The organism is uncultured Sulfitobacter sp., from assembly GCF_947500075.1.
In the GTDB taxonomy this organism is placed as follows: domain Bacteria; phylum Pseudomonadota; class Alphaproteobacteria; order Rhodobacterales; family Rhodobacteraceae; genus Sulfitobacter.
The window spans coordinates 1-15002 of the sequence record NZ_CANMQS010000016.1 but is presented as its reverse complement, the minus strand read 5'-3'; the positions used below and the strand labels follow the sequence as shown (position 1 = coordinate 15002).

Here is a 15002-nt window from a genome sequence, read left to right as displayed (position 1 = left end):
ATGGGGAGCAATCCCTGTCCAGCCAAACCTGTCTTGAAGGAGGCTTTTGCGCAAAGCCTCCTTCTGGAGAGGTCTAACAGGTCGGAAGAGGCGCGGTGGGATGCGCCTCAGCATTGACCCAGATTGCTCCGCTCTGATGAGCGCACCACGGCCCCGGTGGCAGCGTTCAGGCAAGAGACACGAAAGGTGACACGACACATGGCACAAACCTTCCTTGGCCAGAAACGTCTACGCAAATACTACGGCAAAATCCGCGAAGTTCTGGAAATGCCGAACCTCATCGAGGTCCAGAAATCCTCCTATGACCTGTTCCTGAATTCCGGCGATGCCGACACCCCCACGGATGGCGATGGCATCCAGGGCGTGTTCCAGTCGGTCTTCCCGATCAAGGACTTCAACGAGACCTCCGTCCTCGAATACGTCAAGTATGAGCTGGAAAAGCCCAAGTACGACGTGGAAGAGTGCCAGCAGCGCGACATGACCTATTCTGCGCCGCTGAAAGTCACCCTGCGTCTGATCGTGTTTGATGTGGATGAGGACACAGGCGCCAAATCCGTCAAGGACATCAAGGAACAGGACGTCTTCATGGGCGACATGCCTTTGATGACCCCGAACGGCACATTCATCGTGAACGGCACGGAGCGGGTGATCGTCTCCCAGATGCACCGTTCTCCGGGCGTGTTCTTTGACCACGACAAGGGCAAGACCCACTCCTCCGGCAAACTGCTGTTCGCCTGCCGCATCATCCCATATCGCGGCTCCTGGCTGGACTTTGAGTTTGACGCCAAGGACATCGTGTTCGCGCGCATCGACCGTCGCCGCAAACTGCCTGTGACCACGCTGCTTTATGCGCTGGGTCTTGATCAGGAAGCGATCATGGACGCGTATTACGAGACGGTGAACTACAAGCTGAAGAAGAACAAAGGCTGGGTTGCCCCGTTCTTCCCCGAACGTGTGCGCGGCACCCGTCCGACCTATGACATCGTGGATGCGAAGTCCGGCGAAGTTCTGTTCGAAGCGGGCAAGAAAGTCACTCCACGTGCGGTCAAAAAGCTGATCGACGAAGGTTCCGTGTCCGAACTGCTGCTGCCGTTTGATCACATTCAGGGCAAGTTTGTCGCCAAAGACATCATCAACGAAGAAACCGGTGCGATTTATGTCGAAGCCGGGGACGAGTTGACGCTGGAATACGACAAAGACGGTGAGCTGATCGGCGGCACCGCGAAGGAACTCGTGGATGCGGGCATCACCGACATTCCGCTGCTGGACATCGATAACGTCACCGTCGGTCCATACATGCGCAACACGATGTCTAACGACAAGAACATGAACCGCGATACCGCGCTCATGGACATCTACCGCGTCATGCGTCCGGGTGAGCCACCCACCGTTGAAGCGGCCTCGGCCCTGTTCGACACATTGTTCTTCGATTCAGAACGCTATGATCTGTCCGCGGTTGGCCGCGTGAAGATGAACATGCGTCTCGCACTCGACAAGGAAGACACGCAGCGCACGCTGGACCGCGATGACATCGTGGCCTGCATCAAGGCGCTGGTGGATCTGCGCGATGGCCGTGGCGACATCGACGACATCGACCACCTTGGCAACCGTCGTGTGCGCTCCGTCGGTGAATTGATGGAGAACCAGTACCGCGTCGGTCTTCTGCGCATGGAGCGTGCGATCAAGGAACGCATGTCGTCCGTCGAAATCGACACTGTGATGCCGCAGGACCTGATCAACGCGAAGCCTGCTGCGGCGGCTGTGCGTGAGTTCTTCGGTTCCTCGCAGTTGTCGCAGTTCATGGACCAAACCAACCCGCTGTCTGAGGTCACGCACAAGCGTCGCCTTTCGGCGCTTGGGCCAGGTGGTCTGACACGTGAGCGTGCGGGCTTTGAGGTGCGCGACGTGCACCCGACGCACTACGGCCGCATGTGTCCGATTGAAACGCCGGAAGGGCCGAACATCGGTCTGATCAACTCTCTGGCGACCTTCGCCCGTGTGAACAAGTATGGCTTCATCGAAACGCCGTATCGTGTGGTCAAGGACAGCAAGGTGACCGATGAGGTTCACTACATGTCCGCGACCGAGGAAATGCGCCACACCGTGGCGCAGGCCAACGCGAACCTTGATGAGAACATGAAGTTCGTCAATGAAATGGTCTCCACCCGTCAGTCGGGCGACTATACGTTGGCTCCCACGGAAAATGTTGATTTGATTGACGTTTCCCCCAAGCAGTTGGTCTCCGTCGCGGCCTCGCTGATCCCGTTCCTTGAGAACGATGACGCGAACCGTGCTTTGATGGGTTCCAACATGCAACGTCAGGCTGTGCCCCTCTTGCAGGCGGAAGCACCGCTTGTGGGGACAGGCATCGAAGAAGTCGTGGCACGGGATTCCGGTGCGGCCTACATGGCGAAACGCGCAGGCGTGATCGACCAGGTTGACGCAAGCCGGATCGTGATCCGGGCCACCGAAGACCTTGAGCTGGGCGATGCGGGTGTGGACATCTACCGCATGCGCAAATTCCAGCGCTCCAACCAGAACACCTGCATCAACCAGCGTCCGCTGGTGCGTGTGGGCGAGACGGTGACAAAGGGTCAGGTGATTGCCGATGGTCCATCCACGGACATGGGTGAACTGGCGCTGGGCAAGAACGTGGTTGTCGCGTTCATGCCTTGGAACGGCTACAACTATGAGGACTCCATCCTGATCTCTGAGCGGGTCTCCCGTGACGACGTCTTCACCTCGATCCACATCGAGGAATTTGAAGTCGCCGCCCGTGACACCAAGCTGGGGCCAGAAGAAATCACCCGCGACATTCCGAACGTCGGTGAAGAAGCGCTGCGCAACCTCGACGAGGCGGGCATCGTGTACATCGGCGCGGACGTGGAGCCGGGCGATATCCTTGTGGGCAAGATCACACCGAAGGGCGAAAGCCCGATGACGCCGGAGGAGAAACTCCTGCGCGCCATCTTTGGTGAGAAAGCGTCGGACGTGCGCGATACATCGCTGCGGGTGAAACCGGGTGACTTCGGCACGGTTGTCGAAGTGCGCGTGTTCAACCGCCACGGCGTTGAGAAGGACGAGCGTGCATTGCAGATCGAGCGTGAGGAAGTTGAACGCCTCGCCCGTGACCGCGACGACGAATTGGCAATCCTGGATCGGAACATCTATGCGCGTCTGCGTGAGATGCTGCTGGGCAAGGTGGCTGTCAAAGGCCCCAAGGGCGTCAAATCCAACAGCCCTGTTACCGAGGATCTGCTGGACGATCAACTGACCCGCGGTCAGTGGTGGCAGCTTGCCCTTGAGGATGAGGATGACGCCAAGATCGTCGAGGCCCTGAACGAGCAGTACGAGATCCAGAAGCGGACCTTGGATGCACGTTTTGAGGACAAGGTCGAGAAAGTCCGTCGCGGCGATGATCTGCCTCCGGGTGTGATGAAGATGGTCAAAGTCTTCGTCGCGGTGAAGCGCAAGCTGCAGCCGGGTGACAAGATGGCCGGCCGTCACGGCAACAAGGGTGTTATTTCCAAGGTTGTGCCGATGGAAGATATGCCGTTCCTCGCCGATGGGACACCGGTGGACTTCTGTCTGAACCCGCTGGGCGTGCCGTCGCGTATGAACGTCGGTCAGATCCTTGAGACGCACATGGGCTGGGCCGCACGCGGTCTGGGTCTGAACGTTGATGAGGCTTTGCAGGAGTACAAACGCTCCGGTGATCTGACACCTGTCCGCGAAGCGATGAGCATCGCCTACGGTGAGGACGTGTATTCCGAAGGTCTGGAAGGCATGGACGAGGAGACGCTGGTGGAAGCGGCGGGCAATGTCACACGCGGTGTGCCGATTGCGACGCCGGTGTTTGACGGTGCCAAGGAAGCGGATGTGAACGACGCGCTGACCCGCGCTGGGTTCGATACATCCGGTCAGTCGGTGCTGTTTGACGGTCGTACGGGCGAGCAGTTTGCGCGTCCTGTGACCGTTGGCGTCAAGTACCTGCTCAAGCTGCACCACCTGGTGGACGACAAGATCCACGCGCGGTCTACCGGGCCATACTCCCTCGTCACGCAGCAGCCGCTGGGTGGTAAGGCGCAGTTCGGAGGTCAGCGTTTCGGGGAAATGGAAGTCTGGGCGCTCGAAGCCTACGGCGCTGCCTATACCCTGCAGGAAATGCTGACGGTGAAGTCGGACGACGTTGCGGGCCGGACGAAGGTCTATGAAAGCATCGTGAAGGGCGAGGATAATTTCGAAGCGGGCATTCCGGAGAGCTTTAACGTTCTCGTCAAGGAAGTGCGCGGCCTCGGCCTGAATATGGAACTCCTGGATGCGGAGGAAGATGAGTGATCATCAACGGCGCGTGGGTTTCACCCACCCTACGTAGGGTGGGTGAAACCCACCGTTCCCCATCGTCCGCACCCCTTTCAAGGATTTGAAAATGAACCAGGAACTGACAAACAACCCGTTCAACCCGCTCACACCCCCAAAGGTGTTTGACGAAATCAAGGTCTCTCTGGCGTCGCCAGAGCGGATCCTGTCGTGGTCTTTCGGTGAGATCAAGAAACCCGAAACCATCAACTACCGCACGTTCAAGCCAGAGCGGGACGGCCTGTTCTGCGCGCGTATCTTCGGGCCCATCAAGGATTACGAATGCCTCTGCGGCAAATACAAGCGCATGAAATATCGCGGCGTTGTCTGCGAGAAATGCGGTGTGGAAGTCACGCTGCAAAAGGTCCGCCGCGAGCGGATGGGCCACATCGAACTGGCCGCGCCCGTTGCGCACATCTGGTTCCTGAAATCGCTGCCGTCCCGCATCGGTCTGATGCTGGATATGACGCTGCGTGATCTGGAGCGGGTGCTCTATTTCGAGAACTACGTGGTGATCGAACCCGGTCTGACGGACCTCACCTACGGTCAGATGATGACCGAAGAGGAGTATATGGACGCGCAGGATGCCTACGGCATGGACGCGTTCACCGCCAACATCGGTGCCGAAGCGATCCGCGAAATGCTGGCCGCCATCGACCTTGAGGCCGAGGCAGACCAGCTGCGCGAAGAGCTGAAAGAAGCCACGGGTGAACTCAAGCCCAAGAAGATCATCAAGCGCCTGAAGGTGGTTGAGTCCTTCCTTGAATCTGGCAACCGACCTGAGTGGATGGTTCTGACCGTGATCCCTGTGATCCCGCCAGAACTGCGCCCGCTGGTCCCACTGGATGGTGGCCGTTTCGCGACGTCTGACCTCAACGATCTCTATCGTCGTGTGATCAACCGGAACAACCGTCTCAAGCGTCTGATTGAGCTGCGCGCGCCTGACATCATCGTCCGTAACGAAAAGCGGATGTTGCAGGAATCTGTGGATGCGTTGTTCGACAACGGCCGCCGTGGCCGGGTGATCACGGGTGCCAACAAGCGCCCGCTGAAATCGCTGTCCGACATGCTGAAAGGCAAGCAGGGCCGCTTCCGTCAGAACCTTTTGGGCAAACGCGTCGACTTCTCTGGTCGTTCGGTCATCGTGACCGGGCCGGAACTGAAGCTGCACCAATGTGGTCTGCCCAAGAAGATGGCATTGGAACTGTTCAAGCCGTTCATCTACTCGCGGCTGGAGGCCAAAGGGCTTTCCAGCACCGTAAAGCAAGCCAAGAAGTTGGTGGAAAAGGAACGTCCCGAGGTTTGGGATATTCTGGATGAAGTCATCCGCGAACACCCTGTCATGCTGAACCGGGCGCCGACGCTGCACCGTCTTGGCATTCAGGCGTTCGAGCCTGTGTTGATCGAAGGTAAAGCCATTCAGCTTCACCCGCTGGTCTGTTCGGCGTTCAACGCCGACTTTGACGGTGACCAGATGGCTGTGCACGTCCCACTGTCGCTGGAAGCGCAGTTGGAAGCGCGTGTTCTGATGATGTCCACGAACAACGTTCTGTCGCCTGCAAACGGCGCGCCGATCATCGTGCCCTCGCAGGATATGATCCTTGGTCTTTATTATACCACGCTTGAGCGTGAGGGTATGAAGGGCGAAGGCATGATCTTTGGCACCGTGGACGAGGTGCAGCATGCCCTCGACGCGGGCGAAGTGCATCTGCACGCCAAGATCAAAGCGCGGATCAAGCAGATCGACGACGAAGGCAACGAGGTCATGAAACGCTTCGACACGACCCCCGGTCGTGTGCGTCTGGGCGCGATGCTGCCCTTGAATGCGAAGGCGCCGTTTGACCTGGTCAACCGTTTGCTGCGCAAGAAAGAAGTGCAGCAGGTCATCGACACCGTTTACCGGTATTGCGGGCAGAAAGAATCCGTCATCTTCTGCGATCAGATCATGACCATGGGTTTCCGTGAGGCGTTCAAAGCCGGAATTTCCTTCGGCAAGGATGACATGCTGATCCCTGACAGCAAATGGACGCTGGTCGATGAGACCCGCGAACAGGTCAAGGATTTCGAACAGCAGTACATGGACGGTCTGATCACCCAGGGTGAGAAGTACAACAAAGTGGTCGATGCCTGGTCGAAGTGTAACGACAAGGTCACCGACGCGATGATGGGCTCGATCTCGGCTGAGCGGACGGATGAGAACGGCGCTGAAATGGAGCCGAATTCGGTCTACATGATGGCCCACTCCGGTGCGCGTGGTTCGGTTACGCAGATGAAGCAGCTGGGCGGTATGCGTGGTCTGATGGCCAAGCCGAACGGCGACATCATCGAGACGCCGATCATCTCGAACTTCAAGGAAGGTCTGACCGTTCTTGAGTACTTCAACTCCACCCACGGTGCGCGGAAGGGTCTGTCAGACACGGCTCTGAAAACGGCGAACTCGGGCTATCTGACCCGTCGTCTGGTGGACGTGGCGCAGGACTGCATCGTGCGTATGCACGATTGCGGCACCGAGGCTGCGATCACCGCTGAGGCCGCTGTCAATGACGGTGAGGTTGTCTCCTCGCTGGCGGAGCGTCTGTTGGGCCGTGTGGCGGCAGAGGACATTCTGCGTCCGGGTACCGACGAGGTGCTGGCCGCTGAAGGTGCGCTGATTGATGAGCGTATGTCCGACATGATCGACGAAGCGGCAGTGCAGTCTGCACGCATCCGCTCGCCTTTGACCTGTGAAGCCGAAGAGGGCGTTTGCGCCATGTGCTACGGTCGTGACCTTGCACGTGGTACGCTGGTGAACCAGGGCGAAGCGGTGGGCATCATCGCGGCGCAGTCCATCGGTGAGCCGGGCACACAGCTGACGATGCGGACCTTCCACATCGGTGGCGTTGCCCAAGGTGGCCAACAGTCGTTCCTTGAGGCATCTCAGGAAGGCAAGATCGTGTTCGAGAACGCACAGACCCTTGAGAACGCCGCAGGCGCGATTATGGTGATGGGCCGGAACATGAAGATGCTGATCGTCGGTGAAGACGGGGCAGAGCGGGCCAGCCACAAGATCGGCTACGGCACGACGCTCTTCGTCAAGGACGGCGATACGGTTTCCCGTGGTGACAAGCTGTTCGAATGGGATCCCTACACACTGCCGATCATTGCGGAGAAATCCGGTATGACGAAGTTCGTGGACCTCGTGTCCGGGATCGCGGTCAAGGATGAAACCGATGATGCAACCGGCATGACCCAGAAGATCGTGATCGACTGGCGTGCGGCACCCAAGGGCAATGAGCTCAAGCCAGAGGTCATTCTGGTCGGCGAAGATGGGGAGCCTGTGCGCAATGATGCGGGCAACCCGGTCACCTATCCGATGTCCGTGGATGCGGTTCTGTCCGTCGAGGATCAGACCGAGGTCAAGGCAGGCGACATCATCGCGCGTATTCCGCGTGAAGGTGCCAAGACCAAGGACATCACCGGTGGTCTGCCGCGTGTGGCCGAACTCTTTGAGGCACGCCGCCCCAAGGATCACGCCATCATCGCGGAAATCGACGGTTATGTGCGCTTTGGCAAGGACTACAAAAACAAGCGTCGTATCGCGATTGAGTCCTCCGAGGATGCGGATCACAAGGTCGAATACATGGTGCCGAAGGGCAAACACATTCCGGTTGCGGAAGGTGATTTTGTCCAGAAGGGCGACTACATCATGGACGGCAACCCCGCGCCGCATGACATCCTGTCCATCATGGGTGTCGAAGCGCTGGCGGATTACATGATCGACGAAGTGCAGGACGTCTACCGCCTGCAGGGTGTGAAGATTAACGACAAACACATCGAAGTCATCGTGCGTCAGATGCTGCAAAAGTGGGAAATCCAGGAGAGCGGCGACACCACGCTGCTCAAAGGGGAACACGTCGACAAGCAGGAGTTCGACCTTGCCAACGAAAAGGCGGCTGCCAAGGGCGGGCGTCTGGCCAAGGGCGAGCCGATCCTGCTGGGCATCACCAAGGCGTCCTTGCAGACCCGTTCGTTCATCTCTGCCGCCTCCTTCCAGGAGACGACACGCGTGCTGACCGAGGCATCGGTGCAGGGCAAGAAGGACAAGCTGGTCGGCCTGAAAGAGAACGTCATCGTGGGCCGTCTGATCCCTGCGGGCACCGGCGGTGCGACGCAGCAGATGCGCAAGGTTGCGCAGGATCGCGACAACGTGGTGATCGAAGCGCGCCGTGAAGAAGCCGAAGCCGCCGCAGCACTTGCTGCACCAGCGGCCGAGGAGAGCGACATCGTCGGTGGCGATGTCTTCGACACGGTGATCATGGACGACGAGAGCCGCGAGTAATCGCGTCTCCTCCAGTGACGGATTGAGAAGCCCCCGCATCCCACCAGATGCGGGGGCTTTTCTTTGTGCGGCAGTGCGCGCAACCCCCTTCCCTCACACTGCACCATCCCGTAGCGTCTGGCCAAAGACACGGGGCGCGGCGCATGGCGGAAAATCACAAGATACAGATCAAGGGACTGCTGAGGTTCTCTTACCTGTCTGAAAACGGCTTCGCCAAATCCACCCAAGGAATGGAGAAGACGCGGGAGATGCTCTACGCGCCCGCCCGTCTGGACCGGCGCTTTGCCCTGTTTGAGCGGCTGGCCCTGCATTCATTGAAGTTGCAGGAAGATCAGGATTTTACCGTCGGTATCCTGATCGGAGAGGACTTCCCGGCGCAGGCCCGATCCCGTCTGGAATCGCTGCTTGATGGGTTTAATGCCGCGCATCTGATCGCATTGCCGCCGATGATCCACATTCAGGCGGTCAAGGCCGCATATAATGCGCTGCCAGACGATCCTGACGCCACCCACATCGCCACCTTCCGGCAGGATGACGATGACGCCATGCACCGTGAGACGATTGGCCGGGTGCGCAGGATTGGCACTCATATGTTGGGGATGCGCGACACCGATGATGCTTTCGTGATTGCCTTTAACCGCGGCCTCTACCTTGATGCGGATGCCGAAGAGCCGGTGAGCGAATGGTATGAGCGCGCGCCGCTTGGCATTGGGTTGGCGATGGTCGCCAGAAAGGGCGATGCCGCGACGGTCTTTCGCCGGAACCACCGCCAGTTCATGCAGTATTACGACTGCTATACCGAAGTGACGCAGCCGATGTGGATCAGATCCGTGCATCAGGACAACGATTCCGGCGCGTCCCCGACGGGGCGGGCGGGCACGCTGCGCCCGCGTGGTATCCGCAGATGCCTGCGGGAGGGTTTTGACCTGAATCATGAGATGCTGGCAGGGCTCAAATCCGGGGGCAGCGGGTAAATGTCGCCGAACCTGCGCGGTGCGGTGCTCATGATGGCCACCATGGCCTGTTTCACCTTCAACGACACATTGGTGAAGATGACGGAAGGTGCCGTACCGCTGTTTCAGCTGATCTTTCTGCGCGGCGTGTTGACAACGCTTCTTATTGTGGGCGCGCGCGGGCGGTTGGGCAGGATGCACTTTGACATTGCCCCTCGGGATTGGGTGCTGATCGCGTTGCGGTCCTGTGCTGAGGTTACCGCCACTTTCCTGTTTCTGTCGGCGCTTTTCAACATGCCGCTTGGCAATGCCACGGCCATTCTGCAAGCGCTGCCGCTGACGGTCACGCTGGCCTCTGCCGTGGTGCTGGGCGAGGCGGTTGGGTGGCGCCGCATGACGGCGATTGCGATTGGATTTGTCGGTGTTCTGCTGATTGTGAAACCGGGGGCCGCCGGGTTCACGATCTGGTCGCTATATGCGGTGGGTGCGGTTTGCTGCGTCACCGTCCGGGATCTGGTCACGCGGGAGCTGTCACCCGATGTGCCGTCCATCAGTGTCACCCTGATTTCCGCAATGACAGTCATGACGGGGGCAGGGATAGTATCCACCTTCCAACCCTGGGCCCCGGTCAGCGGTGCGCATGGCCTGCTGATCGCGGCTGCGGCGATCTTCATTCTGGGGGGGTACTATTTTTCTATCCGCGTGATGCGGGTGGGGGAGGTCTCTTTCGTGGCGCCGTTCCGCTACACCGGGCTGGTGTGCGCGTTGATCCTTGGATGGTTTGTCTTTGAAGAATGGCCGGATAACTGGACCCTGTTGGGGGCGGCGATTGTCGTCGGCACCGGGGCCTTCACGTTGTACCGTGAAGGTAAAGCGTCACGCGGTTGAGAAAGCCTGACGCACGCGGTCAGCGTCGATGGCAAAGCGGTTGCGGAACTGTGCTTCCCCCTCGGGAGTGAGTGGCTCAACCGTCACCCCTTTCACAAAACCCTGACGCGAATCGTTGTAGGCGTTGTGGCTGCGCACATACATCGCAGGATCAGGCAGGCTGATGGCTGGCATAAACTGCGGCAGTTTGTGATGGTTGAAGTTCATGATGGTCAGGGGGCAGTTGCCTTTGACGTACATGCCAAGCGCCGCAACATTGAAGGGCCGGTAAACCTCAGCGGCGGCAATGCCATCTGCACCAAATTCCGCAATGAAACCCTGGTTCCAATCCAGTGCAACGGATTTGTGTCGCTTCAGCAGCGGCGCACAATCCGATGCGGCCTGTCGCAGTTTCTCGATGAAATCGACGGCAACGGCGTCATCGTCATCATAACGGAATTGCAGGCACGGCTTGCCTGGCGCGATGCGGGCGTCGTTCAGGATTTCTTTCATCACTTCGCGCTGCCTGCGCGGTGGTTCGCGATGGATCAACGCCTGCGGGACATCGGCAATCATGGTTTCCAGGCGATGTTGGTGATGGGGCGGGAATTGATCTCCAACCACGATGATCAGGCTGAAATCGGGATCCGTCTGCGCGCGCAGGCAAGGCAGGGCCACGGTTTCGAACAGCCGGAAACGTTCTTCAAGCCGACGGTCGTCATACAGATACGCAATCCGGTCTTCGATGGTCTCATGTTCCACCTGAAAACCGCCCAAGGCTGGATAAGAAAAGCGACACAGCCCGATTGCCTGCATGAGAGAACCCCTTTGTCACCGCCAGCCCGTTTGGCAGACTATGCGAGGACTGGCTTGCCACTGGCAACTCCTTTCGCCGAAGGACACTGACAGCGCACCTGTTGACAGCATACCCCTGACCTTCTATACGCGCGCTATCTCGACGCTGGAGTCCTGCTCTGTGCGTTGAAATCATATCTAATGTGGTCAAGATCCGGTCTATTGCTGATCCGATCCTCTGGTGCCCCACCGCTTCGTTCACCTCGGTACGGGAACGTCGCGGTGTTTTTGCTTTGCGCAGGGTTGCGCAGCGTGAAGGGTCCACATCGCACCGCCGCGCATCATGCGTTGGCACCGAATTTGAAACCGCATGGGGCCACCCTCGTGCACCATGTGAGAGCCAAGACGGGGATAAACCGGAATGCCAACGATCCAACAGCTGATCCGCAAGCCGCGACAGCCGAAACGCAAATACTCCAAATCCATGCACCTTGAGCAGTGCCCGCAAAAGCGTGGCGTCTGCACCCGTGTGTACACAACCACACCCAAGAAACCGAACTCCGCGATGCGGAAAGTTGCGAAGGTCCGCCTGACCAACGGGTTCGAGGTGATTTCCTACATCCCCGGTGAAAGCCACAACCTTCAGGAGCACTCCGTGGTTCTGATCCGTGGCGGCCGTGTGAAAGACCTTCCCGGTGTGCGCTATCACATCCTGCGCGGTGTGCTTGATACGCAAGGCGTTAAAGACCGGAAGCAGCGTCGCTCCAAGTATGGTGCCAAGCGTCCCAAGTAATTTGAGCAGTGGTGCGCATGCAGGCGCGCCCTACCCATCCACCCGTAGGGTGCGCATTCACTGCGCACCACCGAGACCACGAAGGAAGACAACACCATGTCACGCCGCCACGCCGCTGAAAAACGCGAAGTCCTGCCAGACGCCAAGTATGGTGATCTGGTTCTGACCAAATTCATGAACAACCTGATGATCGACGGCAAGAAATCCGTCGCCGAGCGTATCGTTTACAACGCGATGACCCGCGTTGAGGACAAGATCAAACGCGCCCCCATCGAAGTGTTCCACGAAGCGCTCGACAACATCAAACCCTCCGTTGAGGTGCGTTCGCGCCGCGTCGGTGGTGCCACCTATCAGGTGCCCGTCGAAGTCCGCCCTGAGCGTCGTGAGGCGCTGGCCATCCGCTGGTTGATCAAAGCCTCCCGTTCGCGCAATGAAAACACCATGGAAGAGCGCCTTGCAGGTGAGCTTCTGGATGCTGTGCAATCCCGCGGCACTGCCGTGAAAAAGCGCGAAGACACCCACAAGATGGCCGACGCCAACAAAGCGTTCAGCCACTACCGCTGGTAAAATTCCCAAGATCAGGGCCGCGATCCGCGCGGCCCTTGACCCTTTTCAAAGCATACTTCTGAGGAAGCTTTCAAATGGCACGCGACTATCCGCTAGACCGCTATCGCAACTTCGGCATCATGGCCCACATCGATGCCGGCAAAACCACATGTTCCGAGCGTATCCTGTACTACACAGGCAAATCCCACAACATCGGTGAGGTGCACGATGGTGCGGCCACCATGGACTGGATGGAGCAGGAGCAGGAACGCGGCATCACCATCACCTCCGCTGCGACCACCACGTTCTGGGAGCGCACCGAAGACGGCTCCACTGCGGATACACCCAAGCACCGCATGAACATCATCGACACGCCCGGCCACGTGGACTTCACCATTGAAGTTGAGCGTTCCCTGGCGGTTCTCGATGGCGCGGTTGCCGTTCTGGACGCCAACGCAGGTGTTGAGCCGCAGACAGAAACCGTTTGGCGTCAGGCTGACCGGTACAAAGTTCCACGCATCGTGTTCGTCAACAAGATGGACAAGATCGGCGCGGACTTCTTCAACTGCGTGCACATGATCCAGGACCGTACCGGTGCCACACCCTGCCCCATCCAGATCCCAATCGGAGCAGAGACCGAGCTGGAGGGCATGGTCGACCTGGTTACCATGGAAGAATGGGTTTGGGCCGGTGAAGACCTTGGCGCCTCCTGGGAGAAACGCCCGATCCGCGACAGCCTGAAGGCACAAGCCGATGAATGGCGCGCCAAAATGATCGAAGTTGCCGTCGAAATGGACGACGACGCGATGGAAGCCTACCTGATGGACGGCGATGAGCCCGATGTTGCGACGCTGCGCCGCCTGATCCGTAAGGGTACGCTGGAAATCAAATTCATCCCCGTGCTTTGTGGATCCGCCTTCAAAAACAAGGGTGTGCAGCCGCTGCTCAATGCTGTGATCGACTATCTGCCATCCCCGATGGACGTTGTCGATTACATGGGCTTTAAACCCGGTGACGAGACGGAAACACGTGACATCGCCCGCCGCGCGGACGACGAAATGGCGTTCTCCGGCCTTGCGTTCAAAATCATGAACGACCCCTTCGTTGGCACGCTGACCTTCACACGCATCTATTCCGGCGTGCTGAACAAGGGTGACACGCTTCTGAACTCCACCAAGCAGCGTAAAGAGCGCGTTGGCCGGATGATGATGATGCACTCCAACGACCGTGAGGAAATCACGGAAGCCTTCGCGGGTGACATCATCGCGCTGGCTGGTCTGAAAGACACCACAACGGGTGACACGCTTTGCGCGGTCAACGATCCCGTCGTGCTGGAAACGATGACCTTCCCCGATCCGGTGATCGAGATTGCGGTTGAGCCCAAGACGAAGGCCGACCAGGAGAAGATGGGCATCGGCCTCCAGCGTCTGGCGGCAGAAGATCCTTCCTTCCGTGTGGAAACCGATCTGGAATCCGGTCAGACCATCATGAAGGGCATGGGTGAACTTCACCTCGATATCCTCGTGGACCGTCTGAAGCGGGAATTCAAAGTTGAAGCAAACATCGGTGCGCCGCAGGTGGCCTATCGTGAGACGATCTCTCGCGAAGCCGAAGTGACCTACACCCACAAGAAGCAGTCGGGTGGTTCTGGTCAGTTTGGTGAGGTCAAGATGATCCTCATGCCAACCGAGCCGGGCGAAGGTTACTCGTTTGAGTCCCGCATCGTCGGCGGTTCGATTCCCAAGGAATACATCCCCGGTGTTGAAAAGGGCATCCAGTCCGTCATGGACAGCGGTCCGCTTGCGGGCTTCCCCGTGATCGACTTCAAGGTGGCCCTGGTCGACGGTAAGTTCCACGATGTGGACTCCAGCGTTCTGGCGTTCGAAATCGCGGCCCGCATGGGTATGCGCGAAGGCATGAAGAAGGCCGGCGCAAAGCTGCTGGAGCCGATCATGAAAGTCGAAGTGGTGACACCGGAAGATTATACCGGCGGCATCATTGGCGATCTGACGTCCCGTCGGGGTCAGGTACAAGGTCAGGACACGCGCGGTAACGCGATTGCCATCGACGCCTTTGTGCCACTGGCCAACATGTTCGGCTACATCAACACCCTCCGGTCGATGTCTTCGGGTCGTGCGAACTTCACCATGCAGTTCGACCACTACGAGGCCGTGCCACAGAACATCTCGGACGAGATTCAGGCCAAATTCGCTTAACCAAGGTGCGCCCAGCGGCGCACCGGACCCCAACGTAGGATGGGTGCTTGCACCCATCACCTAAATTCAAAGGAGCCACACCATGGCAAAGGAAAAGTTTGAACGCACGAAACCGCACGTCAACATCGGCACGATTGGCCACGTTGACCACGGCA

At 58.7% G+C, this 15002-nt stretch carries 8 protein-coding genes; 7 read left to right on the top strand and 1 reads right to left on the bottom strand.

The features are described 5' to 3' along the window. Window positions 1-198: 198 nt before the first annotated feature. From rpoB to Q1A91_RS23310, 4 genes are all read left to right on the top strand, one after another. Entirely contained in the window at window positions 199-4338 is a 4140-nt protein-coding gene (rpoB, locus tag Q1A91_RS23325; RefSeq protein WP_299883207.1) for a DNA-directed RNA polymerase subunit beta, read from the top strand. 91 nt (window positions 4339-4429) lie between these two features. Next, on the top strand, window positions 4430-8677 hold the full coding sequence (gene rpoC / locus Q1A91_RS23320; protein ID WP_299883204.1) for a DNA-directed RNA polymerase subunit beta': 4248 nt from the start codon (window positions 4430-4432) through the stop codon (window positions 8675-8677). 143 nt (window positions 8678-8820) lie between these two features. Then, window positions 8821-9651 carry a glycosyltransferase gene (locus tag Q1A91_RS23315; protein WP_299883201.1) on the top strand — a complete coding sequence of 277 codons (831 nt, stop codon included), beginning with the start codon at window positions 8821-8823 and terminating at the stop codon, window positions 9649-9651. Then, on the top strand, window positions 9652-10518 hold the full coding sequence (locus tag Q1A91_RS23310; RefSeq protein ID WP_299883198.1) for a DMT family transporter: 867 nt from the start codon (window positions 9652-9654) through the stop codon (window positions 10516-10518). Here the strand turns inward: Q1A91_RS23310 and Q1A91_RS23305 are convergent. After that, window positions 10507-11313 carry a putative rhamnosyl transferase gene (locus Q1A91_RS23305; protein WP_299883195.1) on the bottom strand — a complete coding sequence of 269 codons (807 nt, stop codon included), beginning with the start codon at window positions 11311-11313 and terminating at the stop codon, window positions 10507-10509. The two genes, Q1A91_RS23310 and Q1A91_RS23305, sit on opposite strands and share 12 nt — an antisense overlap. Window positions 11314-11713: 400 nt before the next feature. On the opposite strand from Q1A91_RS23305, the gene rpsL reads away from it, so the two are divergent. The 3 genes from rpsL to fusA all read left to right on the top strand — a co-directional run bounded on the left by rpsL (window position 11714) and on the right by fusA (window position 14847). After that, on the top strand, window positions 11714-12085 hold the full coding sequence (gene rpsL / locus Q1A91_RS23300; RefSeq protein ID WP_299883192.1) for a 30S ribosomal protein S12: 372 nt from the start codon (window positions 11714-11716) through the stop codon (window positions 12083-12085). Between the two features lie 96 nt (window positions 12086-12181). Further along, window positions 12182-12652 carry a 30S ribosomal protein S7 gene (gene rpsG / locus Q1A91_RS23295; protein ID WP_093917767.1) on the top strand — a complete coding sequence of 157 codons (471 nt, stop codon included), beginning with the start codon at window positions 12182-12184 and terminating at the stop codon, window positions 12650-12652. Window positions 12653-12726: 74 nt separating this feature from the next. Further along, window positions 12727-14847, top strand: a complete 2121-nt coding sequence (gene fusA, locus Q1A91_RS23290) for an elongation factor G (protein WP_299883184.1) — start codon at window positions 12727-12729, stop codon at window positions 14845-14847. The last annotated feature ends 155 nt before the right edge of the window (window positions 14848-15002 follow it).